Origin of the sequence: Dactylosporangium sp. CA-233914 (genome assembly GCF_050942935.1) — a bacterium.
In the GTDB taxonomy this organism is placed as follows: domain Bacteria; phylum Actinomycetota; class Actinomycetes; order Mycobacteriales; family Micromonosporaceae; genus Dactylosporangium.
In genome coordinates, this window is the sequence record NZ_CP192030.1 from 12,224,021 (window position 1) to 12,250,539 (window position 26,519).

Genomic DNA, 26,519 nt, shown 5'->3' on the forward strand with positions numbered 1-26,519 from the left:
CGGCCTCAGGCCGGGGCTTCACTCGGAACTTCGGACGTCGCTACGACTACCGGGTCTCGCGGTGGACGGTGTGCTTGCCGTCGCGCGGGCAGAACTTCTTGAGCTCGATGCGGTCCGGGTCGTTGCGGCGGTTCTTCTTGGTGATGTAGTTGCGCTCTTTGCACTCCGTGCACGCCAGCGTAATCTTCGGACGAACGTCGGTCGCCTTGGCCATGGCGAAGTGCCTTCCTTCAGAGCGTTCTTGTGGGGCGGATGCCGATCCGGCGAACCATCATAGCGGCTCACACAGACGGACGCCCAGCCGGGCGTCCCGTGTTACGTTCTGTAGCGGTGGCCGGACTTGAACCGGCGACACAGCGATTATGAGCCGCTTGCTCTGCCATCTGAGCTACACCGCCGCGGCGGACTCGATGCCTCAAGCCCGGTCTCGAGCCCCCTTACGGAATCGAACCGTAGACCTTCTCCTTACCATGGAGACGCTCTGCCGACTGAGCTAAGGGGGCGCATCGCATACGTTCCCGCACACGCGCTCGCTAAGCGTACACGGCCTCAGCCCAGCCACGAAATCGACTTACCCACTTTGGGCCTTCTCGCAGCTCACCAGGCCTTTTCCACCCACTTCGGCACGTCTGCCGCCCACCGGCGGGGGACACTCGCCCAATACCGAGCCCAGACGTTCCGCCTCTGCCCCGAGCCTGATTCCGGCGCTCTTCGGTGTTGGCATTCAGCTGGCCCATCCCGCGCCGAAACTCCGACAATCAGCTAGTTCCGGATATTTCGCCTCGTGGGCGAGCTGTCGACGGGGATCATCGCCGCACCAGAGCCCGCCACGGCACCCTTAGCGGTGCAACCAACGCCCGTAGACGGTGCTCTTGACACGATATGTCTGCTTGCTCCGCTATTCGCTAGGGAAACAGGGCCTGCCAAGGCACCCTCGACGGCGCGGGCGACACTCCCCATTCTGTCCGCTCGCTCCCGATATTTTTGTCCACGAGCGACCGTCGATGGAGTACACGGCCGCTCCCCCGCCAATGCCCGCAACGGCGCGGCCGACAACCGCAGGCCACATGCCCTGCCGACGGCGCTCTTGACCGCGACCTGTCCGCTTGCTCCCGGGCGAACCTCAGACGCCTCACGACGGCGAACGCCACGGGCAGCAGACCGCCGAGCGCTACTGGCCGCGGACGGCGCGACCGGCGCGGCGGGCACGGCAACGGTGACCATGCCGGAGGCGCAAATGCCAAGCAGCACGCGGAGGTCGACCGGCTCAAGCCGAGCGGACGGGCGCGAGCCGGGCAACAGGCTTGCGGGACGGCGGACGCTACTGGCCGCGGGACGGCACGGCGGGGCAGCGGGCACGGCAACGGTGACCATGCCGGAGGCGCAAATGCCAAGCAGCACGCGGAGGTCGACCGGCTCAAGCCGAGCGGACGGGCGCGAGCCGGGCAACAGGCTTGCGGGACGGCGGACGCTACTGGCCGCGGGACGGCAAGCACTGCGGGACTGCGGCCGCCGCGGGACGGCAAGCGCTGCGGAACGACGGGCGCTACGGGACTGCGGGCGTCAGGGGACGACGAGCACTGCGGGGTGTCGGTGTCGCGTTGGGCGGCGTTTTGCGGGACTGCAAGCGCTGCGGAACGACGGGCACTGCGGGACTGCGGGCGTCAGGGGACGGCGCGGAGCCAGCGGACCTCGCCGGCCGGGGCCTCGGCCGGGTCGGCGGAGGCCTGGGCCTGCAGCCACGACTCGAAGCGCTCATGCGGCAGCGGGCGGCTGAACAGGAAGCCCTGCCCCATGTCGCAGTGCATGTCCTCGAGTAGCCCGAGCGTGAGCTCGCTCTCCACGCCCTCGGCCACCACGTCGAGCCCGAAGTTGCGCGCCATGTCCACGATCGTGCGCACGATCGCCAGGTCGCTTGGCGACGTCGCCATGCCCTGCACGAAGGTCCGGTCGATCTTGACCTCCTGCACCGGCAGCCGGCCCAGGTCGGCGAACGACGAGCGCCCGGCCCCGAAGTCGTCGACCGACAACCGCACACCGAGGTCGCGCAGCCGGTCGAGGGTGGGCAGCGCCCGCCCGCCGGCCAGCAGCCCCTCGTCCTCGGCGATCTCCAGCATCAGTCGGTCGGCGGGCACGCCGTGCTCGTCGAGCAGCTCCGCGACCTGCAGCGGCAGGTCCGCGTCCCCGAGCGTGCGGGCCGACAGGTTGATCGAGACGGCGAGCGGCCGCCCGGCGTCGGCCCACTCCCGGGCCCGCCGGATGCCCTCGCGCAGCACCACGCCGTTGAGCAGCCCCAGCTGCCCCGTGTGCTCGGCGACGGCCACAAAGTCCGGCGGCGCCACCTGGCCGTGCACGGGGTGCTCCCACCGGGCCAGGCACTCGACGCCGACCAGCCGGCGGTCGACGAGGCTGACCTTGGGCTGGAAGTACACCTCGAGCTCACCATTCGCGAGCGCCGTGCGCAGGTCGGCTGCCAGCCCGACGCGCCGCACCGCCCGAGACTGCAGACCGGCGTTGAAGACCTGCACGATCCCCCGCGACTTCGCCACGTGTGTGGCGACGTGCGCCCGCTGGAGCAGCACCTCGGCGTCCTCGCCGTGCTCCGGGTAGATCGAGACCCCGACGTTGGCGTCGACGTCGACGGTGAGCGACTCGATCACCATCGGGTCGCGCAGCCCGTGCCGCAGCGTGTCGGCGACCGCGGCCGCCGCGTCGGCGCTCGCCGTGCGCAGCTCGACCGCGAACTCGTCGTCGCCGACCCGGGCCACCAGCGCGCCCTGCGGCGCCAGCCCGCGCAGCCGCTTGGCCACCTCGGCCAGGACCTTGTCGCCGGCGGCGTAGCCGAGCGAGTCGTTGACCTCCCGCAGCGCCACCACGTCGAACAGCAGCACGGCGACGACCTCGCGCGGGCTGCGGCCGCTCATGGCCTCCCCGAGCGCCTCGATCATCCGCCGCCGGTTGGCGAGCCCGGTGAGCGCGTCGTGGTTCGCGTCGTACTGCAGCCGGTCGACGAGCCGGCTGTTCTCCACCGCCACACCCACGTGCGCGGCGAGCGTCTCGATCAGCCGCACGTCGTCCGGCCCGAACACCGGTGCGCCACCGAGCCGGCCGGCGACCTCCAGCGTGCCGATCGAGACGCCGCTGGAGCGCAGCGGCACGACGATGACGTCCTTACCGCCGGCCTCCTGCAGCGTGACCCGCAGATCAAGCGGCCCCATCTTCGGACCGACGGCGATGGTGCTGCCGACGCGCAGCGCCATCCGCCGGAACACCTCGGGCGTGGGCGCACTGTCGAGCAGACCCGGGTAGTCGAACCGGGCGGAGAGCAGAACCTCCTGGTGGCGGCCCTGCCGGGGTAGCCACAGGGTCGCCGAGTCGGCCGCCATGAGCGCCCGGATCCGGCCGAGCAGCACGTCGGGCAGGGTGCCGTCGTGGTGGGTGGCGCCGACCTGCCGGGTCAGCTCATACATCTCGGCGAGGCTCTTATGCTGGCGCAGGAACTGCGAATATGCCCGATAGACGAACCCGAGCACGAGCACGAGCGCCACGATCAGGAAGCTGCCCCAGCGGCTGGCCTGCAGGGTCAGCATCATGATCAGGCCGACCACGATGTTCACGCCCATCACAGCCTGGACCGAGAACGCCATGCGCAGCATCGGCAGCAGCACACCGACGCCCTGCACCAGCGTCATGACGCCGCAGACGCCGACGAGCGTGACCAGGTTGTTGGCCACGATCGCGAGACCCAGGACGAACCACGTCCACGGGTCGATGCCGTTGCCGAGGTGCAGCTCGAACACGACGAGGTTGGCGGCCGCCATGCCCGCGAAGTAGCTCGCCGTGTTGAACGCCAGCTTGTGCGCGCCGAACTTGGACGTGATCAGCCATGTGAGTCCGGCGATGAGCCGGACGCCGATCGCCACCAGCGGCGAGAGGTAGAACAGCATGAGCAGGATCGCGACGTCGTTGAGATGGACGGTCACGGCCTGACGGCGGATCTCGAAGTTGAGCGGCGTGTAGACGGCGAGGATCGCCACCGCCAACAGGATCGGCGCGAACTGCAGGTTGTACTCGATCGATCGGCCGCCGGTCGACAGGATCACCGGCAGCGTCAGCAGCACGCCGAGTAGGAACAGGGGCCCGGTCACGAGCCATGCGTGCTTCTCCGGGCGAGCGACCGGAGACTTCGGAGCGGGCACCTCTTCCCCAATCACACTGGCGTCGAGGCGCGATCAGCCGCCCGCCCCCACGGGACGGCTGTCAGGTCCGCCTAACCCCAGGAAAAGTCCTCTGTCACGTAGATCGGATCGGCCTGGACCGACTGCGCATCGCCGATGTAGGTGAGGCTTCGGGCTTGCGAGACGGTCACCCCGCGCGCGTAGTCGCTCGCCTGCGCGGCCGTTGAGCTGATGCCTAACGCCACCACGCCTACGCCGGCCGTCACCGCCAACCGAACCATCCACCGACCGAGCTTGTTGTCGCGCATCTGTTACTCCCATGCGATCGCCGTGGTACCGGTCTGGTCGGGTTACCCACGATCGTGCCACAAACCACGCCGGGACCAACAGTGCGCCGCCCAGGATGATGCGGCCTCGGAGAAGAATCGACCATTCGGCCGATTCCGACGCTGGCGGACCGGCTACTTCAGCTCGCCCGAGTCAGTTTGCGCGCAACTTTTCGAGGCCGCTGGGAGTCACGAAGGGCTTGGATCTCCCGCCACCCCCGCTCCGGGTCGAGCACGGCTGACTCGACCCAGCCGACCGCGTCCCCCTCGGACCCGAACGCCCGCGTCCGGACCCTGCCGTCGGGGCCGCCCCGGCGCAGCTCGACCTCCCACCGCCCGGCCCCCGCGTTGCGCACGAACACGTCCCGGCGCGTCAGCCGGGACCAGCTTCCGTTCCACCACCGTCGCTCGTTCATGGGCACATCTTAGAACGGGTGTACGACAGTTTTCGGCCCGTGGAGGCGGGCCACCCGGTCGGGTGCGGTGTATTTTCCAAATGTGGAGTTTCCGGGGAAGGGTCTCGCCAAGGGGCTGGCCGTCACACTGGGCACGATGACCCGGCGGGCGCACACCCGGCAGTATCCGGACGTCGAGCCCGACCTGCCGCCCCGCTCGCGGGGCGTGATCGCGCTGCTCGAGGAGAACTGCACCGTGTGCATGCTGTGCGCGCGGGAGTGCCCGGACTGGTGCATCTACATCGACTCCCACAAGGAGGAAGTGCTGGTCCCCGGCGCCGCACGCCCGCGCCAGCGCAACGTCCTCGATCGGTTCGCGATCGACTTCTCCCTGTGTATGTACTGCGGGATCTGCGTCGAGGTGTGCCCCTTCGACGCGCTGCACTGGTCGCCCGAGTTCGAATACGCCGAGCACGACATCCGCGACCTGCTCCACGAGAAGGAGCGGCTCGAGGAGTGGGTGCCGACCGTGCCCGCGCCGCCCGCACACGATCCGCAGGGCGAGCCGGCCAAGGAGCAGACCGCCGCGGCCAAGCGCGCCGCCCGCGACGCCTGATCGCGTCCCTCCTTAACACTCCTTTCTTCCCTGGCGCTCTCTTCCTCGGGTCTTCCCTGGTAGCTCGATGACGGACGGCCTGGCGGTCGATTCCTGTCATACCCGGGTGGCAGGATGTCGGCCATGAGGGTGGCGCAGCGATGACCGTGGCCGACGTGCTCACGCTGGCGCTCGGCGCGGTGGCGCTGGGCTCCGGCCTGCTGGTCGTGACCACCCGGCACGTCGTGCGGGCCGGGTTGTGGCTCGTCGTCGCCCTGGGCGCGGTCGCCGGCCTCTATCTCGTGCTCACCGCCGAGCTGGTCGCCTGGGTCCAGGTCCTGGTCTACGTCGGGGCCGTCGTCGTCCTGCTCCTCTTCGCCGTCATGCTGACCCGCGCCCCGATCGGCGCCAGCGAAGACCTCGACCGCACCCGATGGCCCGGCGCGCTGGTCGGGGCCGGCGCCGGGGCGGGTCTGGCCGCGCTGTTCATCAGCGCCTTCCGGTGGACACGGGTCCCCACCCCCGAGCCCGGCACCGCCGAGCGCATCGGCGCGGCCCTGTTCCGCACCTGGGTCCTGCCGTTCGAGCTGGTCTCGGTGCTGCTCCTGGCGGCCCTGGTCGGCGCGATCGTGGTGTCGCGCCCGGACATCGGCGCCCGCGCGGCGCAGCGGAGGCGGGGCTGATGCATCCGGCACTGCCGTTCACGATCGCGGCCCTGCTCTTCGGCATCGGGGTCTACGGCGTTCTCGTGCGCCGCAACGCCGTGCTGCTCCTGATGGCCGTCGAGCTCATGCTCAACGCCGTCAACCTGATCCTCGTGACCGCCGACGCGACGATCCGCGCCGCGATCCCCCGCTCGGGCCAGTCGTTCGCGCTGTTCGTGATCGTGCTGGCGGCCGCGGAGATCGGCGTCGGCCTGGCCCTGATCCTGCAGCTTTACCGCCTGCGCCGCACGGTCGGCGTCGACGACCTCCCGCTGGGCGACGGTCCGCTCGACCCGCCACCCGCCCCGCCGGCTTCGGCCGGCCCCTCGTCCCCGGCTGAAGCGCACGGCACCGACGAACCGGCCGGCGTGAACGGGACAGGTCGGACGAACGAACCAGTCCCGTCCGACGTGAACGAGACAGGTGGCGCGGACAAACAAGTTTCGGCCGGCGCGAGCGAGACAGGCGGTAAGGACGAACCGGTCCCAGGCGGCGCGAACGAGACAGATGGCACCGAACCGGTCCCAGGCGGCGCGAACGACACGGGTGGCGCGGATGAACCGGTCCCAGCCAGCGTGAATGAGACAGGTGGGACGAACGAACCAGCGCCGGCAGGCGAGGGCGATACCGGGGGCGCGGACGAACCAGTTTCGGCCGGTGGGAGCGACGCCGGGGGCGCGGACGAGCGGGTTCCGGCCAACGCGGCGGGCGGCCGAAGCAGTAAGAGCGGAACGGTCGGCGGCGATAACGCGGGCGACGGGGACGACGCGGGCGGGCCGGGGAGCACGGGTGGAGCGGGTGGAGCGGGGGTGGCCGGGTGAGCGTCGATGCGTTGGGGGCCGCGCTGCCTGGGGTGCCGTTGGGGCTTGGGCTGGTGGGGCTGCTCTTGCGGTACAGGATGCGGGGGTTTGCGGCTTTCCTGGGGGTGGGCGGGGCTGCCGTCGTGCTCGTCGGCGCGGTCGTCGCCGCGGTCCGGGGCGGTCGTGGTGCGGATTCGGGGGTCACGATCGCCGAGTTCGGGCGGGTCTCGGTCACGTTCGGGACGTGGCTGGACGGGTCCGCGGGGCTGGTCGCCGTGGCTGTCGGGGTGGTCGCGCTCTGCGTTCAGGTGTATTCGGTCGCCTATCTGCACGACGATGACCGGTATGCGCCCTATGCCGCGCAGGTGAGCCTCTTCACCGGGGCGATGCTGCTGGTCGTCGTGTCCGGGGACCTGATCGCGCTGCTGGTCGGGTGGGAGGTCATGGGCGTCTGCTCGTATCTGCTGATCGGGCACGACCGGCGGCTGCCCGAGGCGCCGCGGGCCGCGGTCAAGGCGTTCCTGGTGACCCGGGTCGGCGACGTCGGGTTCCTCCTCGGGATCGTGCTGCTCGGGCTGCACGCGCACAGCTTCCGGATCGCGGACGTCTTCGCGGCGGCGCAGTCGGGGGCGATCTCCGGCGGCACGCTCACCGCGGCCTGCGTGCTACTGCTGGCCGGGGTGGCGGGCAAGAGCGCGCAGTTCCCGCTGCACACCTGGCTGCCCGACGCGATGGCCGGTCCGACGCCGATCTCGGCGCTGATCCACGCCGCGACGATGGTGGCGGCGGGTGTGTACGTGGTGGCGCGGCTGTATCCGCTCTTCGAGCGCTCGACGGTGGCGCTGGTCGTGCTCGCGGTGATGGCGGCCGTGACCATGCTGCTCGGGGCGCTCAGCGCGCTCGGGCAGGACGACATCAAGCGGGTGCTCGCCTGGTCGACGGTGAGCCAGCTCGGATACATGACCGGTGCCCTGGCGGTCGGGGCGCCCTCGGCGGCGCTGTTCCACCTGCTCACGCACGCGGCGTTCAAGGCGCTGCTGTTCCTGGCGGCCGGGTCGGTGATCCACGCGGTCGGCGGCAACCTGATGTCGGAGATGGGCGGGCTGCGGAGACGCATGCCGGTGACGTTCTGGACCATGACCGTGGGGCTGGGCGCGCTGGCTGGCGTGCCGCCGCTGGCCGGGTTCTGGAGCAAGGACGCGATCCTCGAGGCGGCGACCGGGTCCTGGCCGTTGCCGCGCGGCTTCACGCTGCTCGTGTTCGGCTCGGCGGCGGTGACCGTGGCGCTGACCGCGGCATACGTGGTGCGGCTGTGGCGGCGCACGTTCTTCGGCGCCCCGCGCGGCGCCGGGGCGCGGGCCGGGCACGAGCCGCCGTGGGCGATGCGCGCGCCGCTGCTGGTGCTGGCCGTGCCGGCGGCGCTGCTCGGGTTCGCGGGGCTGGCGCCCGCCTTCTCGGCGCGGCTCGGCTCGCACGAGGCGGTGGCGCACGTGGGCTGGACGACGGCGGTCGCGGCGGTCCTGCTGATGGTCGGAGGGCTGCTCGCCTGGCGCTGGGACCCGGCCGCCGCGCCGCCCGACACGTGGTTGGGCCGACTGCTCGGCAACGCCTTCTATCTCGACGCGGTGCAGGACGCGCTGGTCACCCGGCCGGTGGCGGCGCTGGCCCGGCTGGCCCGCCGCGGCGACGAGGGCCTGGTGGACGGGGCGGTCGAGGGGGTCGGCACGGGCGCCGGCGGGCTCGGCGGGCTACTGGCCCGTGCGCATTCCGCCGCGCTGCCGCGGGCCGCGACCGCCGTGCTGGCCGGGGCCGTGGTCGTCGCCGCCGTGATCGTCGTCGCGCTGGGGGTGGGGCGATGAGCACCGGACAGGCGCTGTTGCTCGCGAGCCTGCTGCTGCCCGCGATCGGGGCGCTGCTCGCCGCCGGGATGCCGGGGCGGCTGGATCGGGCCGGGCGGATCGGCGGGACCGTGTTCGCCGCGGCGACGCTCGGGGTGGTCGTCGCGCTCGGGGCCGCGCGGGCGGACGCGGGCGGCGCGGGGCGGATCCGGCCGTTCGCCGAGATCGACGTGCCCTGGGCGCCCTCGCTGAGCCTGCGGTTCCATATCGGAGTCGACGGCATTTCCTATCCGCTGGTCGTGCTGACCGCCCTGCTGACCGTGCTCTGCTGCGCGTACTGCCTCTGGCGGGTGCCGGAGCCCGGGCGCGGGCGGCAGCTCGTGGCGCTGCTGCTGGTCCTGCAGGCCGGGATCACCGGGGTGTTCCTCGCGCTCGACCTGGTGCTGTTCTTCGTGTTCTTCGAGGTCGTCCTCCTGCCGATGTATGCGGTGATCGCCGTCTGGGGCGGGCCCGAGCGGCGGCGGGCGGCGCGGAAGTTCGTGCTCTACACCCTGTTCGGCTCGGTCCTGCTGCTTGTCGGCGTGTTCGTGGTCGTCTCCTCGTCCGGCACCGGCGACCTGGTGGCGCTGAGCGATCCGGCGGTCCGGCCGATGTCGGCGGGTATGCAGCTGCTGGCGTTCGTCCTGCTCGCGCTGGCGTTCGCGGTGAAGAGTCCGCTGTGGCCGCTGCACACCTGGCTGCCGGCCGCGCACACCGAGGCGCCGACGGTCGGGTCGGTGATCCTGGCCGGGGTGCTGCTGAAGATGGGCACGTACGGGCTGCTGCGGGTCGCGGTGGGCGTGGCGCCCGACGGGGCGGCCCGCTGTGCGCCGGTGCTCGGGGTCCTCGCGACCGCCGCGATCCTGGCCGGCGGCCTGATTTGCCTGGCGCAGGCGGAGCTGAAGCGGCTGATCGCGTACTCCTCGGTGGGGCACATGGGGTTTGTCCTGCTGGGGGTGGCGACGTTGACGGCGACGGGCATGCAGGCGGCGCTCATCGGCAACATCGCCCACGGGCTGGTGACGGGCCTGCTGTTCTTCGTCGCCGGCGCGATCAAGGACCGTGCGCACACCGGGGAACTCGATCGCCTGGGCGGGCTGCGGGAGACCGCGCCGGCGCTGAGCGGGGTGCTGGCCTTCGCGGCGATCGCGTCGCTCGGGCTGCCCGGGCTCGCGGGATTCTGGGGCGAGGCGTTCGCGGTCGTGGCCGCCTTCGAGCGGGGCGGGGCGCTGTGGATCACGCTCGGCGCGCTGGCGGCGGTGGGGGCGGCGCTCGCGGCGGCGTACTTCCTGCGGCTGCTGCGCCGGGTCACCCACGGCCCGGCCACCCCGGCGGTCGCCGCCCTCGCCGGCGCGCTCGTCACGGCCTCGCCCGCCGCTCATCTGGCCGGCGGATCGCCGCCCCCCGGGGAGCCGGACGGCGAGCGGGCGCCGGAGGGTGAGCCGGTGGCGATCAGCGGGCGGCGGACGATCGGGCGGCTGACCGCGGGCGAGTTGGTGGCCTGGTCGCCGTTGATCGTGCTCACGCTCGTGGTCGGGGTGGCTCCGGCGGTCACGCTGCACTGGTCCAATGCCGCAGTCGAGGCGCTGGCGGGGGTGTTCGGGCGATGACGATCGATCAGGTGGCGCTGGTTCCCGCGTACGTGGCGGCGGGCACCGCTGTGCTGGCGCTGCTCGTCGACCTCGTCGTGCCCGGGCGGCGCGGGCCCGTCATGGTCGCCACGGCGCTGGGGATGGCCGGGGTCGTGGGGGCGGCGATCGGTGTCGGGATCGGTGGCGGGCATCGGGCCGCGTTCTGTGCCGGGCCGGACCAGTGTTCCCTCGTGCTCGATCCGGCGGCGGCGATCGTCGCCGGGGTGTTCGCGGGGCTGGCGCTCGGGGCGCTGGCGCTGTCGGTGCCGCTGCTGCGGACCGGGGAGGTGCCTGTCGGGGAGTACTGCTTCCTGCTGGCCTGCTCGCTCACCGGGGCCGTGGTGCTGGGCGGGGCCCGGGACCTGATCACGCTGATCGTGGCGCTGGAGACGCTGACCCTGCCGCTGTACCTGCTGGTGGGGCTGCGACGGGGGGCCACGGCCGGCGGTTCGGCGGCGGTCACCTTCTTCGTGGTGAGCGTGGTGTCGACGGCGGTGGCGCTGCTCGGGGCGGCGCTGGTCTTCACCGCGACCGGGGGCGTGCACTTCGCCGACATCGCGGCCGGATACGCGCACCTGTCGTCGTGGGACGGCGGCCCGGGGACCGGTGGGGCGTTGGGCGCCTCCGCGCGGGGGGCACTGCTGCGGGCCGGGGTGGTGCTGCTGCTGGTCGGGCTGGGGTTCAAGGTGGCGGCGGTGCCAGCGCACGCCTGGGCGCCGGCGACGTACGACGGGGCGCCGCTGCCGGTTGCCGCGTATCTGTCGACCGCTTCGAAGCTGGGTGGGGTCGTGGCGATGCTGCTCGTCGGGGTGTCGGCGGCGCGGACGGTGCTGTCGACGTCGGGGCTGACGCTCGCGGTGCTGGCGGTGCTCAGCATGACCGTCGGCAACCTGGTGGCGCTGCGGCAGCGGCGGATGGTGCGGCTGCTGGCGTGGTCTTCAGTGGCGCAGGCCGGCTACCTGCTGGCGCCGCTCGGGGCGCTGGTCGCGGCGGACTCGGTGACGCCGCTGCTGGTGGCGGCAGTCGTTGGGTACACCTTCTTCTATGTGATCCTGGAGTTCGCGGCGTTCGCGGCCGTGGTCGCGGTGCGCGGGGCCGCCGACGGCGGGGAGATCGCCGACTACCGGGGGCTGGCGCGGCGGCGGCCGTGGCTGACCGGGGTGCTGGTGCTGGCCCTGGCGGGGCTGGCGGGGCTGCCGCCGGGGCTGGCGGGGCTGTTCGCGAAGGTGGCGGTGGTCCGGTCGCTGCTCGGCGGGGACGCCACCTGGCTCGCGGTGGTGGTGGCGGTCAACGCGGTGATCGGGCTCGCGTACTACGTGCGGGTCGGCGCCACCCTCTTCGCGCCACCATCGGGTGACGTAGACGTAGAACACGTGCGGGTGCCGTGGCCGGTTGGGGCGTCGGTGGCGGTGGCGGCCGTGATCGCGGTGCTTGTCGGGTTTGGGCCGGAATTGGTGATGAGGGCGGCGGCGACGTTCGGCTGAGGGGACGGCCGGGGCCCGATGAGCGTCGTGTCCGTGCGAAGGAGCGCGAAAGGGGACGAATCCTAGCCGCGAGGGCTTTCAGCTAGCTCACAGCCGGCATCGGGAAGGTACACCGGGAGTCGCGCTGTTATTGAAAGCATGCAGCACAGGCATTTCAACGGTTTGAAGACAGCGGCCCTCCTCGGGCTGCTGACCTCACTGATTCTGCTTGTCGGCTACTGGCTCGGCGGTAGCACCGGTCTGGTCATCGCCGTGTTCCTGTCGCTGGCGATGAACGCGTTCTCGTACTTCTACTCCGACAAGATCGCGCTGCGCGCGATGAATGCGCAGCCGGTGAGCGAGGCGCAGGCGCCGCAGCTCTACGCGATGGTGCGCGATCTCGCGACCGCGGCCGGGCAGCCCACGCCGCGCTTGTACATCAGCCCGACGCGGCAGCCCAACGCGTTCGCGACTGGGCGCAACCCGCAGAACGCGGCGGTCGCGGTGACCGCCGGGATTCTGGAGATGCTGACGCCGCGCGAGCTGCGGGGCGTGATCGGGCACGAGCTCTCGCACGTGTACAACCGGGACATTCTCATCTCCAGCGTCGCCGGGGCGCTGGGCGGCATGATCACGATGCTGGCCAACCTGGCGATCTTCCTGCCGCTGGGCAGCTCGAACGACGACGAGGAGGGGCCGGGCATCGCCGGGCTGCTGCTCATGATGATCCTCGGGCCGCTGGCCGCGACCGTGATCCAGCTGGCGATCAGCCGGAGCCGGGAGTACGAGGCGGACGAGTCGGGCGCGCGGCTCACCGGGGACCCGCTGGCGCTGGCCAGCGCGCTGCGGAAGATCCACCGCGGCACGCAGGCGCTGCCGCTGCCGGCCGACGGGCAGCTGGCGAGCCAGGCGCACCTGATGATCGACAACCCGCTCCGGGGTGGGGGCATCGCGTCGCTGTTCTCCACGCACCCGCCGATGGAGCAGCGCGTCGCGCGACTGGAGCAGATGGCCGGGGTGGCCGGACACCGGTAAACCCAACGCAAACGCAGCAGAGCCCGCCGTACTATCGGCGGGCTCTCTGCTGTTCAAGATCGAAACGAGGTCGGGGCGTGCGCCAGTACCTGTCCGTTTGGCGGCTCCCCGGGGCGCCCCTGCTGCTCGTCGTCGGCGTGATCGCGCGGCTCGGTATCGGGATGGTGTCGCTGTCGCTGCTGTTGCTGCTGCAGCAGGCGCAGGGGCGATACGCGCAGGCGGCGCTGGCCTGCTCGGTGTACGCGGTGGCGAGCGCCGCCGCGAGCCCGATCGTCGGGCGGCTGGCCGATCGGATCGGGCCGGCGCCGGTGCTGGTGGCCACCGGGTTGACGTACCCCTGCTGCCTGGTCTTCTTGATCTTCGCCGGGCTGCGCGAATGGCCGTCGGCGGCGGTGCTGGGCGCGGCCGTGCTGGCCGGGGTGACGTTTCCGCCCATGACGGCGGCGGTGCGCGGCACCTGGAACGCGCTGACGGCCGACGACCCCGCGGTGCGGGTGACGGCGCTCGCCGCCGAGACGGCGCTGTTCGAGCTCGTCTTCGTCGTCGGGCCGATGCTCGTCGCGCTGTGCGTGGCGCTGTGGCAGCCCGCCGTCGCGCTCGCCGCCGCGGCCGTGGTCACACTCGTCGTGGCGCGCGGGCGGGCGATGCGCTCCTGGCGGCGGGCCGAGGGGCACGCGCCGGCCCGCGGGCTCGGGCCGCTGCGGGTGCGGGGCTTCGTGCCGCTGCTGGTGACCGCGTTCGGGGTCGGGTTCGCGTTCGGCGGAACGGGGGTGGCAGTGCCCGCGTACGCGACCGAGTACGTCGCCGATGACCCCCAGAGCGTCGGCGGCATCCTGCTCGGCGTGTGGGGCATCGGCAGCGCTGTCGCCGGGGTGTGGTTCGGATCACGGGCGCGGCCGGGGGTACGGCTGCGATGGCTCCTCGCCGCGGTAGCCGCCAGCCTCGCGGTCCTGGCCGCGATGCCCAACGCGCTTGCGCTCGGCCTGGCGCTCATGCTCGGTGGGGCGACGATCGCGCCGGCACTCACGGTCCAGAACGCGATGGTCGGCCAGATCGTGCCGCGATCGATGCTCAACGAGGCGTACACCTGGCTGGTGACCACCTCGATCGGCGCCAGCGCCGCCGGCGTCGCCGTCACCGGCCTGGTCGTCGACCGCCCCGGCGGCGCCGTCTGGGCGTTCCTGCTGGCGGGCGCCGCGGTCGCGGCCGGCGCCCTGGTCGCCCCGGCCCCGTTCACTCACACGAGCGACCGCGAAACGGCCGCCGTGTAGGGTCAGCACCCCTGGCCCAGACGCTCCAGGCCGTGCTCGCTGGTCCGAGACGCCCACGACCTGCGCGACCCCGGCGAAGGGCTAGGCTCGGCGCCCATGGATGCGATCAGGCCGTGGGAAGTCCTGCTCTGCTGCCTGCTGGTCTTCGGCGCGACCGTCGCCACCGTCGTCCTGGTGCTGGTTCAGCGCGGCAAGCGCCCACGCTGAACGAGCCACCCGGCGCCGGGCACGGCCCGAGGGTGCAAAACAGTTTCGCGCCCCGGCCCATGCCCACCGAATGATCGACGGAGGGCACTCCGGATGCGGTTACGCCAAGCTGCCGGTCATGACCGACCCGGACCCCACCCCGCCACCGCCCGTGCCCGCTCAGCCTGACAAGGCCCCGGTCGGCCCAGCACCGACCTCGGGCCTCACCAAGCCGCTCACCGTCGGCCTCGTTGTCGCGGCGCTCATCACTGGCGTGGGCATCGGCGTCGTGGCCACGACGGGCACCAGCGGGGACGGCAACCCGGGCCTCGCCGCAACCCCCACCTCGCCGGTCGTCACCACGTCGCCGCCGGCCCCGACGACCTCACCGCCGCCCGCTCCGGTCGCCTCCACACCTGGAACGTCCCGGCCGGCTCTTACAAGACCACCGGGGCCAGCGCGGACTGCTACTGGGCGATCTTCAAGTCCGGAACCAACCAGCACGACATCATCGACAACCACATCGGCGGCGGCAATCTGCGGGTCACCCTCAAAGCCGGCCAGGACTTCGAGACTGACCGGTGCGGTGTGTGGACAAAGACCGGCTAGCTCAATGCGCCTCTAGCGACGTCTCCACCAGCGCCGCCTCCCGGGTGCTTCGGCCAGCAAAGACTCGGCCGTCGCCTGGCTGATGACGAGGCTGATCTCGCGGGTGGCGCTGTTGACCAGTACGCCGGCGCAATCCGGGTCGGTTGCCGCCATTTGCAGCAGGACCTCGCCCGATACACCCGTGTTGAACCGGGGACCGAAGTTGCGGATGGCCGCTTCGGGGTCGGCGAAGGCGAGGATCCGCGATCGCCCATCGCCGTGCGTGGTCCGGCCGGCGCCGAAGTCGCCGTCCGCGATGAAACGCCCCTGGTCATCCTGAGCCAGTGTCCCGACGCCGACGATGCCGATGGTGGACGTGCGGAACAGCGCGACGAAGCGCTCGTAGCTTTCCGAGGTCTCGGTGTCGGCATGTTCCGCCATGACATCCGACAGCGGGGCGTCACTCATGCCGCGCACAGTAGTGCTCCGCGCCGGAAATGGGCGGGGTGCCCTCCGGCACCCCGCCGAGCCGACTACCTGTAATTCGTGAACTGCAGGGCGATTCCGAAGTCCTCCTGCTTGAGCAGGGCGATGACCGCCTGCAGGTCGTCCCGCTTCTTGCCGGTCACCCGCAGCTGGTCACCCTGGATCTGGGCCTGGACGCCCTTGGGGCCCTCGTCGCGGATCTTCTTCGAGATCGCCTTGGCCTTGTCGGACTCGATCCCCTGCACGATCTTCGCGTCGATCTTGTACGTCTTGCCGGACGCCCGCGGCTCGCCCGCATCGAGCGACTTGAGCGAGATGTTCCGCTTGACCAGCTTCTCCTTGAAGACCTCGAGCGCGGCGACGACCCGCTCCTCGGTCTCCGCCTGGAGGGCCACCGTCTCCTCCCCGGCCCACTTGATCTCAGCCCCGGTGCCGCGGAAGTCGAACCGCTGCCCCAGCTCCTTCTCGGCCTGGTTGAGCGCGTTGTCGACCTCCTGCCGGTCGACCTTGCTGACGATGTCGAACGAGGGTGCCGAAGCCATGGCAGACGCTCCCTGTTACTGCGTGCTAAGACGGTTGTGGGCTTGCCGAGGGTACCCGTTTGCATTGCCCCCGGGGGCTACCGCTATTCTGGCTTCCGCCAGGCGGGTTGCCCGAGCGGCCAATGGGAGCGGACTGTAAATCCGTCGCGAAAGCTACAGAGGTTCGAATCCTCTACCCGCCACAGGCAAGGCTAAAGGGCCTGCTACCAGGGGAAACTCCGGTGGCAGGCCCTTAGCGTTGGTCTCACTGGGTCCGGCCCAGACCCACTCGATCCCACCTGTCGCGCCAAATACGCGCCAAAGTTTGCGCCATGATCACCGGCGGCGTGAGGGTGGCTTGACCCCGAGCGCAAGCGCGATGCGGTGCAGCGCGGTCGGGATCTCGCCGTCGAGGCACTTGGCGTAGACGTCCAGCAGCACCTTCACGCTGTTGCCCGCCCACTCCGCCACCTGGGTCGGCTGGACGCCAGCGTTGAGCCACGTCGAGAGGCAGGCGTGGCGGAGGTCATACGGTCGCCTGGCGAGCAGCGACCGTACCTGGGCGGCGGTGAGCGCCTCCTTGCGCGCTTCCCGCCAGGCGGTGGTGTAGGCGTTGTTCGGGATCGGCTGACCCAGCGTCGGCACGTAGCGGCCCCCTGGTCCCCGGCGGGTGACGAACAGCCGGCCGTTCGCCGCGGGCTTGTACTCAGTGATGTGCCAGTCGAGCAGCGCGGCGAGCGGAGGCGCCACTGGTACCGATCGGGTGGTCGTCGTCGCCCGGTGCTTCAGCCCTCGGTCCTCCATGACCTCGTCGTCATTGCTCCATTCCCGCCCCACTGCCACCGTTGCACCGGTCAGGTGAAGCCAGCCGAACTCCCCCGGCTTCGCGGGCCGCTCGTACTCGTCGTCCGACAGGTGGAGTACTTCCTCGGGCCGCAGGCCCGCGTAGTACATGCAACCGAAGAACGCCTTCAGCTCCGGGCTCTTGACGGCAACGGCCTTGAGCAGCGCGGCGGCCTGCTTCGGGTTGACCACCACGCTCCGGTCGACGCTCTCGTCCTTCTTCGGGGCGGTCCAGCTCACCAAGGAGAGCGGGTGCACGTCCAGGTGGCGCAGCTCCACGGCGTACCGCAAGCAGTTCGAGAAGACCGCGCGCTTCCGCGTCACGGTCGCGGCGGCGGCCGGCTTGCCCTCCATGGTGAGCGCGATCGTGTCGAGCACCTTCCGGACGAGCGCGGCATCCGCGAGCGCGGAGAGGTTGACCGTGTTCGCCTGCACCCAGTCGACCGCGCCGGCCAGGCGCTCGGGTGGTGGCCCGGCCTCCCGCGCGGCGCTGTTGAAGACGTAGCCGTACAGCGCCGCCCGCATGGTCTTGGCATCCGGCGCTCCGCGGTCACTCGACAGGAGTACCGGCGTGACCGTGGCCATGGTCTCCGCGATGCCCTTGCGATGGTTCGGCGAGGCGTGGGGCCACTTCATGTCGACGTACTCGGTCGCGTGCTGGTACCAAGTGCGCGTCCGCAGCTCGCGGGCCATCGGCTCCGGCAGGCCGCAATCGGTGTCGAACCCGACGCCCTCGCGCTGGGCGCTCACGAGCTTGGAGCGGAAGCTCTCCGCGAGCGGCCGGGTCTGGAAGGAATCACCGAACCTCTTGCCGGCGACGATCCACCGCACGCGGAACGTGCTGCGCGGCTTCCCGGTCTTCCGGTCCTTGCCCTTGTGCTCGGAGATGCCCCACACCCGTACGTCAAAGGTGATCATGCGGCCTGTTCCTCCTCCCGGCTCGCGAGCCAGGCGTCGAAGTCGGAGCGACGGATGCGGAGCTGACCGTTCGGCAGCTTGTAAGTGCGGGGAGCCAGGCCGAGCGCCTTCCAGCGGAAGAAGGTCGACTTCGGGACGTCCAGCTCGGCCAGGAACTCGGCCAGGGTGAGGAAGGTCCGCTTTGGTCGCGCCGCGGAATCCGCGCTATCCGCGAAAGTCCGAAGCGGCGTGACGTTCTGCGGTTTCTGCGGATTGCGCGGGCGGCTCATCCGGCCACCGCCGAGAGCGGGTGCACCGTCGCCGCGGGTCGCGTGATGTCCGGGTGGGTGAGCCAGGCTGGCGATGGCGGGCGGCCGGCACCGGCGCGCTCGGGAGCTGGTTCGGCGCGGAGGTATCCGTGGGCCTGTAGCAGGTTGAGTGCTGGGTCGAGGTCGGCGGCCTTGCGGAATCGGCCGCGGGAGAGTGCGCTGAACAGGTCGCGTTTGGTGAAGCGGCGGCAGGCGGTGCGTTCGATCCAGCCGAGGATGTGTCGGGCGTCGTCGACGACGGGATCGGTGCCCATGTCGTCGAAGGCGGCCAGGGCGTGTTCGGCGAAGTAGCGGCCGAGCGTCGCGGCCTGGTCGACGGTTTCGGCGTCGATCGGTCGTGTGCAGCCGTCGCCGCCGTGGGTGGCGAGGTGGAGCAGGCCGGCGATGCGGACGATGGCGCCGGTGTACTTGCTGCCCCAGTCGACGATGTGCGCCCAAGCCCCGGTCGGGCCGAGCCGGGGTTCGACCTCGCATTCGATGTCGAGCACGCGGGCGTTCGCCGCGGGCAGGAGCGGCATGATGGCCGGATCGGTCCACTCGTCGAGCGCGGCGACCAAGGCGCCGAGCCGATCGGCGTACGCCTCGGCGACCGCGGGCGGTACGGGTTCGGTGCCGATGCGGCGGCGGCCGACGGTGTTCTCCGGGACCGAGAACAGGATGCGGGCGAGCAGGCCTTTGCCTCGGAAGCCCGGCATGGAGGCGATGTCGCGCAAGACCTCCGGCTGGATGGCGAGGCCGAGCGTGAGCGCGGGCCGGTCGACGTGTTCGGCTGGGCGTGAGCGGCGGTCGACGCGGAGCATGTCGCCGGCATGGCCCTTGAGGAATACCTCCAGGTTCGGCGTGCCGCTGTACCGGCCGGCGAGGGTGGCGAAGATGCCGCCCTCGGCCGACAGCACCGCCAGCCGCCCGCCTTGCTCGGCCAGCAGCGAGCCGGCCTGTTCGCTGGTGACGTCGTCGGCGATCAGGCGTGGCAGCACGGGAACTGTGATGGCGTCGGCGTTCATCGTCGCGCCGGCCGCGTCGCCGAGCAGCCGTTCCCGGGCGGCGTTGTCGGCGTGCGCTGCCGCGTTCGCCGCACGTTCGGCGGCCTTGCTCGCGACTCGCCGCGCGAGTTCCGCTTCCACGATCGCGGGTTTCGTCTGGTCGATAAGCGCCCGTTCGGCCGCGAGGAGCGGTCCGGTCATGGTGGCGAACACGGCTGACTTGCGCGAGCCGGGTGGTAGGACGACGACCGTGAAGAGGTTGCACGGCTCCCGCCAGCCGGGCCGAATTTCCACGCACGCGCGACCGCTGGCTGCCGTCGACAGCGCGGCGAGGGCGAGGCATCCGGCGAGGTCGGCGGGCGTCTGGGTGAACTCGGCGACCGCCGAGACCATGTCGGCGAGCCAGCCCGGCAGCGCGTCGACCGGGAACGGCGGTGCGCCGTGCCGGGCGGTGAGCGGGATCGGCGGCGGCCAGGCTGGCGCGGCGACGTCGGCGAGTAGGGCGCGGCCGGTGGCGAGCAGTTCGTCGGCGTCGCCGTCGCCGATGCGGGTCAGCCGATCGCCGAGGTCGACGATGGCGCGGCGGCGGGCGTGTTCGGCGACGATCCGGGCGTAGTGCGTGGCGTTGTCGAGGGTGGGCACGGCTGCCACGAGCGTGTGCAGGTACGCCGCTCCCCCGAGTCGCGTCAGGGCGCCGGTCGAGGCGAGGTGCGCGGCGACCGAGACCGGGTCGCCGGGCGCACCTGCGGCGTGCAGTTCGACCAAGGTGCGCCACAGGAAGCCGTGGGCGGGGCGGTAGAAGTCGTCGGTTGTCAGGATGTCTGCGAGGTCGGCGACGAGGGCCGGGGCGAGCAGGGCCGCGCCGATCACCGCTTGTTCGGCGGCGTTGTCGTGCGGCGGGGTGCGGTGCACGAGTCGAGTCCTCCGTTCAGCGGTTGCCGTCGTGGTGGATGCGGCGGGCTTCGTTGATGAGGTGGGTGCCGTAGCGCAGGCGCAGGCCGGTGGCGTCGCAGCGGCGGCAGGAGCGGCTGACGCGGCCGTACTGGCGGCGTGCGAGCCCGGTCCCGGCGCACGTGCGGCAGCGGCGAAAAGGTGCGATCCGGCAGAGCGTGAGGTAACCGGCGGTGACGATCGACAGGCTGGGGCAGAGCAGGATGGCTAGCAGGTCGAGGGGGTTCACAAGGCCCTCCAGGGCAGGAAGGGGCGCGGCAGCACGCAGGGGCTGCTAGGGCGCTAGAGACCAGGCAGGGGCACGGATGAGGTGCTAGCGGGGGTGCTAGGTCTAGCGGCGGCCGGCTGCTAGACCTAGCACCGTTTCCGTGTTAGGCGGCGTCGCGGCGGCGGTTACGTTCGGTCAGTGCAGCGATGAGGGCCGCTCGTTCGAAGCCGCGCCGGTTGGCGCCCTTGCCGGTGTGCGGGTCGGTTCCCCAGATCTGCGAGACCTTGACTTTGAACGGCTTCAGCGCGACCGTGACCCGCTCGCCGTCCCACCCGCCGTACACGTCCGGGCGCAACTCCGCCAGACGCGCCGCCACGGTCTCGCACCACACCTTCGCCTCGCTCGCCGGCAGCACCGCGGCGATGTCGTCGAGGAGCGAAATGGAGGCGACGGCGGCCGGGGCGAACTGGTCACCGAGGGCGTGTCCGGTGAGCGTGCCAGCCTTCTCCCGGGCCGCGCGGGCGCGCGTCACGACCGCCTCGGCCGCCGGTACGTCCACGTAATACGTGCGCGTGATCTGCGGTTCGTCGCTCTCCCCCGCCAGGTAGCCGATGCCGAGATCCCGGCGGCTGAACATCGTGGCGCGGATGCCGTTGCGGTAGGCGCTGGTGCCGAGCACCATGTCGTTCTCCATCTGGCCCATCACCTTGAGGCAGAAGCGCAGTACCGCGTTGCCGGAGATGCCGGTCGGCAGTGACTTCGAGTCGGGCCGCTGGGTTGCGAAGGCGCCGATGATGAGCGCGGCCGGCCCACGCCGGACGAGATCCTCGGCGATCTCGCGCAGCTCGTCGCCGTGCTCGGGGTGTTCGAACCACCGTTGGCACTCGTCGACCACGAGCAGGATCGGATGCAGCCGGTACTGCTTCGCGGCGGCCAACTCCGGCGTGATCTTCGATTCGGGAGCCAGCTCGCGCGGCAGTTCCCGCACCACCTTCGTGCGCCGCGTCAGCTCCTTGGCCAGCTCCCGCATATCGGCCAGGGCGTAGGCGATGTCGTCGTCATCGTCGCCGGCCCGATACCGGTGCGCGACCGGCTGCAGCGGCGCGAAGTCGCCCATGCCCTTGAGGTCGTACGCGTGCAGCTCGGCAAGGGGGTCGAGCGCGGCGGCGAGCAGCAGCAGCCGCGCGGCGAAGGTCTTGCCCACGCGCGGGATGGAGCCGATGACCATCGAGGCGAACACGAGGGTGAGGGCGACCGGCCGGCCGCGCTGGTCGGTACCGAACGGGATGGGCTTGAACAGGTCGACCGTGCCCGACTTCAGCAGCGGCCAGGCGGGTTGGCGGGACTTGGAGAGGTCCTCGTCGCCGACCCACAGGACGAGGCGGCCCGGGTGTACGTCGAGGTTGCCCTCCGGCCAGACGCAGCCGAGCGGGCGGCCGAGTGCGGAGGCGAGTTCCTTTCGCTTGTCGGCGACTTGGTCGACGGTCGTGCCGGGCGGGAGGTCGACGACGGCGCGCCAGCCGGGTCCGTCGCGGCTGATCGGCTCCGCGAACCGGATGGCGTCCTTGGCGCCCTTCTTGGCGATGGCCTGGTTGATGCCGGCGACGCTGATGGCGCCCAGGGCGGCGAGCACCACGTCGGAGGTCAGGCGCGGCGTGCGGGTGACCGACACGGCGGTGTCGAGGAGTGGCCGGTCGGCCGGTGCGCCGGCCGCGCCGAGGAGCGCGATCGCGGCGGTGAGCGCGGTGTACCAGTACACCTGCGGCGTCATGATGAGCAGGAACATCACGCCGCCGAGGCCGAGCACGGTGAGGGCCAGCAGGATGAGCGTGCGCAGCCGGACGCGGCCGTCGCGTTGGCGGGAGAGCTTGAGGTACTCCTCGGCGTTCTCCCGCCGCACCGCCGCTGCGCGGACCGGGGCGCCCTCGGCGTCGGTGACCCACCGAGCGGTGCCGGAGATGACGCGGACGGCGCCGCGTGGGGCGCGGAAGAAGAGCTTCATCGTGTACTTCGGCAGGCGCGTCAGGTGGTACAGGGCCGCGTGGGTGTAGAAGCTGACGACCCACTGCGCCTGCGTCATCAGTTCGGTCTTCGAGCGCGCCCAGGCGGGCACGATCGGGCGGCGCTTCGCGGTTCGCAGGGCTGCGACGCTCCAGCGGTTGGGGGCGAGGGCGTCGGGCGGGTCGACCGGGGTGGGCCGTTTGTCGGCCCGGGCGGCGTCGAGGTCGAGGATTTCGGCCTCGTGCCGGTCCCAGTCGAAGCCTTCGGGGTTTGTCATGATGGGTGTTCCTCCACGGAGGTCTCAGATGGGCTGACGAGGAGGCCGGGGCGCGGCCGGAGGTTTGCGAGGCCGGATGGCCGCGCCCCGGGCGGAGCTACCGTTCGAGGTCGTCGATGACCTCGCCGTCGTCGCGGGTAAGAGTGGCCGCGAGGTCGTCGTAGGAGCCGGTGTCGAACGCGATGACGAACCGCGCGGCGCCGGGCGGGAGCGGGGCCTCGACGGTCTCGCCGGTGATGGAGACGACCGTGATGCGGTTGAAGGCGACGGCTGCGACCTCGACGTCCGGCATGACGGCCGTGACGTAGTTGGAGACCGGGCAGTTGAGGCCGTCTTCGCGCAGCCCGGTCCAGCCGCCGGAGAGCAGTGTGTCGGCGACTGCGTCGGCGGACATGCCGAGCGTGTTGAGGGTGCTGGTCAGGCGCTGGTGCAGCGAAGTCATCGGGTGTGGCTCCTTCAGGCGGGTTTGGCGGTCAGGGCGTTGAGGTGGCGGCGCACGGTCCGATCGGTGACGCCAACGCGGCGGGCGATGTCCGCGGCGGACATGTCCGGGTGCCTTGCCCGGAGGCGGGCGATGGCGGACGCGTTGTCCTTCTTCCGGGCCGGTGCGAGCTTCTGCGGTGTCCGATCGGCGTCCGGTTGCTCGTCCGGCGCGATGTCCGGCGTCGTGTCCGGTGCGATGTCCACTGTGGACGGTTCGGGTTTCGGTTCCGTTGGGGTGGCGCGCATCCGGCCGGCCAGCTCGACCAGGCAGACCGACGCGACCACGACGACGCCATCGACGGACAGCGGGATGAGGTACGGCGCGAGGCCCTGCTCTCCGTATCTGGCCGCGACGCCGGCCATGTGGGTGTACGACACCCAGGCGGCGATGCCGGCAATGCACGCCGTTGCGGTCAGGCGCACGGCGGCGAGGGAACGGCGGTGGACCGGTACCCGTGAGATCAGCTCGACGGTGAGCAGCAGCGCGAGCGGCGGCCACGCGGAGATGGCCTGCGAGATGGGGTTGGGGTCGGCGTGCAGGATGTTCGCGGCGACGGAGGTGGCGACGCCCAGGACCAGGGCGCCGCGCACTCCCCATCGCACGCGGATCAGGTGGTGCTCGGTCACTTGCCACCGCCGAGCGAGTCGCCGATGGCGATCATGCCCGAGCGGACGCCGTCCACGACGGCGCGGGAGGGCTTGGCGAGCACGCCGTTGGAGCCGGCGACGACCATGCCGAGCAGGAACGCGGCCAGGGTGGTGACGGCGATCCGGCCGCGGGTGCGGCGGTCGACGAACAGGGTGGCGAGCAGGCCGATCAGGATTAGGGAGAAGATGCCCAGACTCATGGGAGCCTCCGGTTTCGAGGGGCGTACGGGGTTCACGCGGCGAGCGCCTCGCTGAGGCGGGCGCAGACGAGCGCGGCGGCCTCGCGCAGGACGCGCCGCTCGGCGCTGTGCAGGCGGTGCCAGTCGCGCACCGTGGGCTGCGGGTCGGCGGTCAGGACGCGGATCTCGGCGGCGACCAGGGACATCTCCGCCTCGATGAGCGGCCACTCCTGCTGGATCGCGGCGAGTTCCGCGCGTGACGGGCCGTCGGAGGGAGCGAGCTTCATGGCCTTCCTTTACAACTCGACGTTGTATTCGGGCGTGAGCAACGTACAACTTGACGTTGTATTCGAGCAAGTGCTCAGACCGAGTCCGAGCTAGCAGTTGCTGAGCCAGGCGTCAGGCGCCTACTCATGTGGACACAGGCCTTAACGTTGTCCACGCCAGTTGACATACGCTCGTCCTGATGGCGGATACAAGCAATGAACTGCCTGCAGACTGGTGGACGACCGATGACGTCCTGGCGTACCTACGATCAGTGGGCGCGCCGATCAGCCGCGTGACGTGGGCGGCCTACGTGTCGCGCGGCCAGGCCCCGGCCGCCGATCGAATGTTCGGCCGCTCGCCGGCATGGCGGCCGACCGCGGTGCGCGAGTGGCAAGCCGCTCGCCCCCGACGCGGTTCCATCGATGCCTCACCTCCTCCCGTTGACCCGTCTTCCGATGAAGACAAGTCAACCGGGAAACCGGCGCGCCGCCGATGAACCAAGGCACCATCGTCGATGCAGTTCCGATGCAGCAATGATGCAAGAGCCCCCGAGCACACACGCTCGGGGGCTCTTTGCGTTGCGGCTATGCGGCGTTGAGCGACCGTAGCGCCTCGTCGAGACTGTCGCGCAACCTACGCGTCTGACGCTTGCCCAGGAACGCAACGGCAGGTGCCTCGCCCGGCGCGTGGTATGCGATCTCGACGCCGTCATCGTTGCCGCGCCGCGTCACGACGAGCACGACACTCCCCTCGTTCCATCGAACTTCGCCGGCGCAGTGCGTGTGGAATCTCGTCCCGCTCTGGTGATTCGCCCCGCACCAGGCGGGGCAGTCACCAACTTCTGGCGCTTCCGACTCGACCGTCACGACCCTCTCCCTTCGCCCGACCTGCTCTCCCTCAAAGGTACAGACGTCTAGACGCATACACCACCAGGCGCCCACATGCCCGTACGTACGGTAATCGCATGATCACGCCGGATCGCGAAGGTGCTGCGTACAGGCAGCTCGCCACGGTTCTGCGCAACCGCATCCGTAGCGGAGAGCTACCACCGGGCCGGCGAATGCCGTCCGAGAAGGATCTCCACGACGAATTCGGCCTCGCCCGCGAAACGGTCCGCCGCGCAATGGCAGTCCTACGCTCGGAAGGCCTGGTCGAGATCCGGCAGGGCCACGGCACGTTCGTCGTCGACACGCCACCTCAGGTGACACTCGGCCCGGGCGACAGCGTCACCTCAAGCGCGGGCCTGACCGTCACCCGAGCCTCCGGCGAGATTGAGACATTCCCGGCCGGTACCACGCTGACGGTCTCCTGACGCGCCATGGGCCAGCCGGCGCGGGAAACGGTCATCGACCAGTGGACCGGCCGCCACGCCTGCGCACTCCAAGCGGCCTTGCGCCTGTCTCAAGACGAGATGGCCGACCGCCTCGGCGTCGCCAAGCGCACCATCGCGTCCTGGCACCAACAACCCGACGTACGCATCCGCCCGGAACTACAACGCGCCCTCGACACCGTCTACGAGCAAGCGCCCGAGTCGGTGAAGGTCCGCTTCGCACGCCAACTCCGCGCCGACGACCGGGCCGAGGTCGAAGCGGCCCCCAGCGGCGTCGCACTCACGGTCGCCATCGCCGTCGTCACCAACGAAACCGACGTCCTGCTCGTCTGCCGACGCGAGGACGACCCCGGCGGCATCACGTGGCAGTTCCCGGCCGGCATCGTCAAGCCCGGCGCCAAAGCCCGCACCGTCGCCGTACGCGAAACCCTCGCGGAGACCGGCATTCACTGCTCGGTCGTACGCGAACTCGGCAGCCGCGTGCACCCCGTGACCGGGGTCTTCGCCGAGTACTTCCTCTGCGCCTACCTCGCCGGCCAGGTCGAGAACCGCGACACCGACGAGAACGTCGACGCCATCTGGATTCCACGGCAGCGAGTCACCGACTTCATCCCGACCGAGCGCATCTTCCCACCCGCACTGCAAGCACTCAGCGAGGAATCATGACCGAACCAACCCGCCCCACCATCGCCGCCGCCGTCATCGTCGAAGAGGGCCGGCTCCTGCTCGTCCGCCGCCGCGTCAAGGAAGGCCAGCTCTCCTGGCAGTTCCCGGCCGGCGAGGTCGAGAACGGCGAAACCGACGAGGAAGCCGCCGTACGCGAGGCCAACGAGGAAACCACGCTCACGGTCCGCGCGACCCGCTCACTCGGAAGCCGCGTGCACCCGAACACCGGCCGCACCATGGCCTACATCGCATGCGACCGCGTCAGCGGCACCGCGGACGTCGGCGACCCCGAGGAGCTGGCAGAGGTGGCGTGGTGCAACCGCGCCACCCTCACCGACTACGTCCCGTACCCGTTCTTCGGGCCCGTTCAGGAGTACCTCGACGCCACGCTCGTCTGAGCG

The 26,519-nt window shown here is 71.1% G+C and carries 26 protein-coding genes, 3 tRNA genes and 1 pseudogene; 12 read left to right on the forward strand and 18 right to left on the reverse strand.

What is annotated here, in order from left to right:
• Nucleotides 1-46 precede the first annotated feature (46 nt).
• From rpmG to ACQPY0_RS54630, 6 genes are all read right to left on the reverse strand, one after another.
• Complete coding sequence (rpmG, locus tag ACQPY0_RS54605; protein ID WP_033357682.1) at nucleotides 47-214, reverse strand: 50S ribosomal protein L33; 168 nt, start codon at nucleotides 212-214, stop codon at nucleotides 47-49.
• Nucleotides 215-325: 111 nt separating this feature from the next.
• A tRNA-Met gene (locus ACQPY0_RS54610) sits at nucleotides 326-398 on the reverse strand.
• 32 nt (nucleotides 399-430) lie between these two features.
• Nucleotides 431-503, reverse strand: a tRNA-Thr gene (locus ACQPY0_RS54615).
• A 1,161-nt stretch (nucleotides 504-1,664) separates the two neighbouring features.
• Nucleotides 1,665-4,148, reverse strand: a complete 2,484-nt coding sequence (locus ACQPY0_RS54620) for a putative bifunctional diguanylate cyclase/phosphodiesterase (RefSeq protein ID WP_432980401.1) — start codon at nucleotides 4,146-4,148, stop codon at nucleotides 1,665-1,667.
• A gap of 122 nt (nucleotides 4,149-4,270) precedes the next feature.
• A complete protein-coding gene (locus ACQPY0_RS54625) occupies nucleotides 4,271-4,486 on the reverse strand; it encodes a hypothetical protein (RefSeq protein WP_432980404.1) in 216 nt (71 codons plus the stop codon).
• Between the two features lie 158 nt (nucleotides 4,487-4,644).
• Nucleotides 4,645-4,920 (reverse strand): hypothetical protein, encoded by a 276-nt coding sequence (locus ACQPY0_RS54630; protein ID WP_432980407.1) that lies wholly within the window; start codon nucleotides 4,918-4,920, stop codon nucleotides 4,645-4,647.
• Nucleotides 4,921-5,002: 82 nt separating this feature from the next.
• Between ACQPY0_RS54630 and ACQPY0_RS54635 the strand changes: the two genes are divergently transcribed.
• From ACQPY0_RS54635 to ACQPY0_RS54670, 8 genes and pseudogenes are all read left to right on the forward strand, one after another.
• Nucleotides 5,003-5,515, forward strand: coding sequence for a NuoI/complex I 23 kDa subunit family protein (locus tag ACQPY0_RS54635; protein WP_432980410.1), 513 nt, complete (start codon nucleotides 5,003-5,005; stop codon nucleotides 5,513-5,515).
• Between the two features lie 140 nt (nucleotides 5,516-5,655).
• Nucleotides 5,656-6,177 (forward strand): NADH-quinone oxidoreductase subunit J family protein, encoded by a 522-nt coding sequence (locus ACQPY0_RS54640; protein WP_432980413.1) that lies wholly within the window; start codon nucleotides 5,656-5,658, stop codon nucleotides 6,175-6,177.
• Nucleotides 6,177-6,542: pseudogene (gene nuoK / locus ACQPY0_RS54645) on the forward strand (NADH-quinone oxidoreductase subunit NuoK); the annotation flags it as partial. The gene ACQPY0_RS54640 and the pseudogene nuoK, both read left to right, overlap by 1 nt.
• A 473-nt stretch (nucleotides 6,543-7,015) precedes the next feature.
• Nucleotides 7,016-8,857, forward strand: coding sequence for an NADH-quinone oxidoreductase subunit 5 family protein (locus tag ACQPY0_RS54650; RefSeq protein WP_432980416.1), 1,842 nt, complete (start codon nucleotides 7,016-7,018; stop codon nucleotides 8,855-8,857).
• Complete coding sequence (locus tag ACQPY0_RS54655) at nucleotides 8,854-10,485, forward strand: complex I subunit 4 family protein (RefSeq protein WP_432980419.1); 1,632 nt, start codon at nucleotides 8,854-8,856, stop codon at nucleotides 10,483-10,485. The genes ACQPY0_RS54650 and ACQPY0_RS54655 overlap by 4 nt, the downstream gene beginning before the upstream one ends.
• Entirely contained in the window at nucleotides 10,482-11,990 is a 1,509-nt protein-coding gene (locus tag ACQPY0_RS54660; RefSeq protein ID WP_432980422.1) for an NADH-quinone oxidoreductase subunit N, read from the forward strand. Before ACQPY0_RS54655 ends, ACQPY0_RS54660 begins: the two co-directional genes overlap by 4 nt.
• Before the next feature lie 138 nt (nucleotides 11,991-12,128).
• Nucleotides 12,129-13,004: a zinc metalloprotease HtpX gene (gene htpX / locus ACQPY0_RS54665; RefSeq protein WP_432980425.1), complete on the forward strand. Its 876-nt coding sequence runs from the start codon at nucleotides 12,129-12,131 to the stop codon at nucleotides 13,002-13,004.
• Between the two features lie 77 nt (nucleotides 13,005-13,081).
• A complete protein-coding gene (locus ACQPY0_RS54670; RefSeq protein WP_432980428.1) occupies nucleotides 13,082-14,275 on the forward strand; it encodes an MFS transporter in 1,194 nt (397 codons plus the stop codon).
• 807 nt (nucleotides 14,276-15,082) lie between these two features.
• On the opposite strand, the gene ACQPY0_RS54675 is transcribed toward ACQPY0_RS54670, so the two are convergent.
• Together ACQPY0_RS54675 and ACQPY0_RS54680 are read right to left on the reverse strand one after the other, a co-directional pair.
• Nucleotides 15,083-15,517 carry a hypothetical protein gene (locus ACQPY0_RS54675; protein ID WP_432980431.1) on the reverse strand — a complete coding sequence of 145 codons (435 nt, stop codon included), beginning with the start codon at nucleotides 15,515-15,517 and terminating at the stop codon, nucleotides 15,083-15,085.
• A 65-nt stretch (nucleotides 15,518-15,582) separates the two neighbouring features.
• Nucleotides 15,583-16,077, reverse strand: a complete 495-nt coding sequence (locus ACQPY0_RS54680; RefSeq protein ID WP_432980434.1) for a YajQ family cyclic di-GMP-binding protein — start codon at nucleotides 16,075-16,077, stop codon at nucleotides 15,583-15,585.
• Between the two features lie 101 nt (nucleotides 16,078-16,178).
• Between ACQPY0_RS54680 and ACQPY0_RS54685 the strand changes: the two genes are divergently transcribed.
• A tRNA-Tyr gene (locus tag ACQPY0_RS54685) sits at nucleotides 16,179-16,259 on the forward strand.
• A 133-nt stretch (nucleotides 16,260-16,392) separates the two neighbouring features.
• On the opposite strand, the gene ACQPY0_RS54690 is transcribed toward ACQPY0_RS54685, so the two are convergent.
• The 10 genes from ACQPY0_RS54690 to ACQPY0_RS54735 form a co-directional block, all read right to left on the reverse strand.
• Nucleotides 16,393-17,817: a tyrosine-type recombinase/integrase gene (locus tag ACQPY0_RS54690; RefSeq protein ID WP_432980437.1), complete on the reverse strand. Its 1,425-nt coding sequence runs from the start codon at nucleotides 17,815-17,817 to the stop codon at nucleotides 16,393-16,395.
• The gene (locus tag ACQPY0_RS54695) at nucleotides 17,814-18,086 is read right to left on the reverse strand and encodes a helix-turn-helix transcriptional regulator (RefSeq protein ID WP_432980440.1); all 273 of its coding nucleotides are present in this window, start codon (nucleotides 18,084-18,086) and stop codon (nucleotides 17,814-17,816) included. The genes ACQPY0_RS54690 and ACQPY0_RS54695 overlap by 4 nt, the downstream gene beginning before the upstream one ends.
• Complete coding sequence (locus tag ACQPY0_RS54700) at nucleotides 18,083-20,020, reverse strand: DUF3987 domain-containing protein (protein WP_432980443.1); 1,938 nt, start codon at nucleotides 20,018-20,020, stop codon at nucleotides 18,083-18,085. Before ACQPY0_RS54700 ends, ACQPY0_RS54695 begins: the two co-directional genes overlap by 4 nt.
• Nucleotides 20,021-20,036: 16 nt before the next feature.
• Nucleotides 20,037-20,288, reverse strand: coding sequence for a hypothetical protein (locus ACQPY0_RS54705; RefSeq protein WP_432980446.1), 252 nt, complete (start codon nucleotides 20,286-20,288; stop codon nucleotides 20,037-20,039).
• Between the two features lie 142 nt (nucleotides 20,289-20,430).
• Nucleotides 20,431-22,545, reverse strand: a complete 2,115-nt coding sequence (locus ACQPY0_RS54710; RefSeq protein WP_432980449.1) for a cell division protein FtsK — start codon at nucleotides 22,543-22,545, stop codon at nucleotides 20,431-20,433.
• Nucleotides 22,546-22,642: 97 nt separating this feature from the next.
• The gene (locus tag ACQPY0_RS54715) at nucleotides 22,643-22,987 is read right to left on the reverse strand and encodes a hypothetical protein (RefSeq protein WP_432980452.1); all 345 of its coding nucleotides are present in this window, start codon (nucleotides 22,985-22,987) and stop codon (nucleotides 22,643-22,645) included.
• A 14-nt stretch (nucleotides 22,988-23,001) separates the two neighbouring features.
• Nucleotides 23,002-23,655 (reverse strand): helix-turn-helix domain-containing protein, encoded by a 654-nt coding sequence (locus ACQPY0_RS54720; RefSeq protein WP_432980455.1) that lies wholly within the window; start codon nucleotides 23,653-23,655, stop codon nucleotides 23,002-23,004.
• Nucleotides 23,652-23,876 carry a hypothetical protein gene (locus ACQPY0_RS54725; protein ID WP_432980458.1) on the reverse strand — a complete coding sequence of 75 codons (225 nt, stop codon included), beginning with the start codon at nucleotides 23,874-23,876 and terminating at the stop codon, nucleotides 23,652-23,654. Before ACQPY0_RS54725 ends, ACQPY0_RS54720 begins: the two co-directional genes overlap by 4 nt.
• Nucleotides 23,877-23,908: 32 nt before the next feature.
• Complete coding sequence (locus tag ACQPY0_RS54730; protein WP_432980461.1) at nucleotides 23,909-24,142, reverse strand: DUF6284 family protein; 234 nt, start codon at nucleotides 24,140-24,142, stop codon at nucleotides 23,909-23,911.
• A gap of 564 nt (nucleotides 24,143-24,706) precedes the next feature.
• On the reverse strand, nucleotides 24,707-24,862 hold the full coding sequence (locus ACQPY0_RS54735; protein ID WP_432980463.1) for a hypothetical protein: 156 nt from the start codon (nucleotides 24,860-24,862) through the stop codon (nucleotides 24,707-24,709).
• A 224-nt stretch (nucleotides 24,863-25,086) separates the two neighbouring features.
• On the opposite strand from ACQPY0_RS54735, the gene ACQPY0_RS54740 reads away from it, so the two are divergent.
• The 3 genes from ACQPY0_RS54740 to ACQPY0_RS54750 are packed head-to-tail and all read left to right on the forward strand — an operon-like array spanning nucleotide 25,087 to nucleotide 26,516.
• On the forward strand, nucleotides 25,087-25,434 hold the full coding sequence (locus ACQPY0_RS54740; RefSeq protein ID WP_432980466.1) for a GntR family transcriptional regulator: 348 nt from the start codon (nucleotides 25,087-25,089) through the stop codon (nucleotides 25,432-25,434).
• 6 nt (nucleotides 25,435-25,440) lie between these two features.
• On the forward strand, nucleotides 25,441-26,118 hold the full coding sequence (locus ACQPY0_RS54745; protein WP_432980469.1) for an NUDIX domain-containing protein: 678 nt from the start codon (nucleotides 25,441-25,443) through the stop codon (nucleotides 26,116-26,118).
• Nucleotides 26,115-26,516: an NUDIX hydrolase gene (locus tag ACQPY0_RS54750; RefSeq protein ID WP_432980472.1), complete on the forward strand. Its 402-nt coding sequence runs from the start codon at nucleotides 26,115-26,117 to the stop codon at nucleotides 26,514-26,516. The genes ACQPY0_RS54745 and ACQPY0_RS54750 overlap by 4 nt, the downstream gene beginning before the upstream one ends.
• Nucleotides 26,517-26,519: the final 3 nt, after the last annotated feature.

Coding starts and splice junctions, on each gene's coding strand:
- rpmG (WP_033357682.1), bottom strand. CDS start 214: ATGGCCAAGGCGACCGACGTTCGTCCGAAGATTACGCTGGCGTGCACG.
- ACQPY0_RS54625 (WP_432980404.1), bottom strand. CDS start 4,486: ATGCGCGACAACAAGCTCGGTCGGTGGATGGTTCGGTTGGCGGTGACG.
- ACQPY0_RS54630 (WP_432980407.1), bottom strand. CDS start 4,920: ATGAACGAGCGACGGTGGTGGAACGGAAGCTGGTCCCGGCTGACGCGC.
- ACQPY0_RS54640 (WP_432980413.1), top strand. CDS start 5,656: ATGACCGTGGCCGACGTGCTCACGCTGGCGCTCGGCGCGGTGGCGCTG.
- ACQPY0_RS54655 (WP_432980419.1), top strand. CDS start 8,854: ATGAGCACCGGACAGGCGCTGTTGCTCGCGAGCCTGCTGCTGCCCGCG.
- ACQPY0_RS54660 (WP_432980422.1), top strand. CDS start 10,482: ATGACGATCGATCAGGTGGCGCTGGTTCCCGCGTACGTGGCGGCGGGC.
- htpX (WP_432980425.1), top strand. CDS start 12,129: ATGCAGCACAGGCATTTCAACGGTTTGAAGACAGCGGCCCTCCTCGGG.
- ACQPY0_RS54675 (WP_432980431.1), bottom strand. CDS start 15,517: ATGAGTGACGCCCCGCTGTCGGATGTCATGGCGGAACATGCCGACACC.
- ACQPY0_RS54680 (WP_432980434.1), bottom strand. CDS start 16,077: ATGGCTTCGGCACCCTCGTTCGACATCGTCAGCAAGGTCGACCGGCAG.
- ACQPY0_RS54690 (WP_432980437.1), bottom strand. CDS start 17,817: ATGATCACCTTTGACGTACGGGTGTGGGGCATCTCCGAGCACAAGGGC.
- ACQPY0_RS54695 (WP_432980440.1), bottom strand. CDS start 18,086: ATGAGCCGCCCGCGCAATCCGCAGAAACCGCAGAACGTCACGCCGCTT.
- ACQPY0_RS54710 (WP_432980449.1), bottom strand. CDS start 22,545: ATGACAAACCCCGAAGGCTTCGACTGGGACCGGCACGAGGCCGAAATC.
- ACQPY0_RS54715 (WP_432980452.1), bottom strand. CDS start 22,987: ATGACTTCGCTGCACCAGCGCCTGACCAGCACCCTCAACACGCTCGGC.
- ACQPY0_RS54725 (WP_432980458.1), bottom strand. CDS start 23,876: ATGAGTCTGGGCATCTTCTCCCTAATCCTGATCGGCCTGCTCGCCACC.
- ACQPY0_RS54730 (WP_432980461.1), bottom strand. CDS start 24,142: ATGAAGCTCGCTCCCTCCGACGGCCCGTCACGCGCGGAACTCGCCGCG.
- ACQPY0_RS54740 (WP_432980466.1), top strand. CDS start 25,087: ATGATCACGCCGGATCGCGAAGGTGCTGCGTACAGGCAGCTCGCCACG.
- ACQPY0_RS54745 (WP_432980469.1), top strand. CDS start 25,441: ATGGGCCAGCCGGCGCGGGAAACGGTCATCGACCAGTGGACCGGCCGC.
- ACQPY0_RS54750 (WP_432980472.1), top strand. CDS start 26,115: ATGACCGAACCAACCCGCCCCACCATCGCCGCCGCCGTCATCGTCGAA.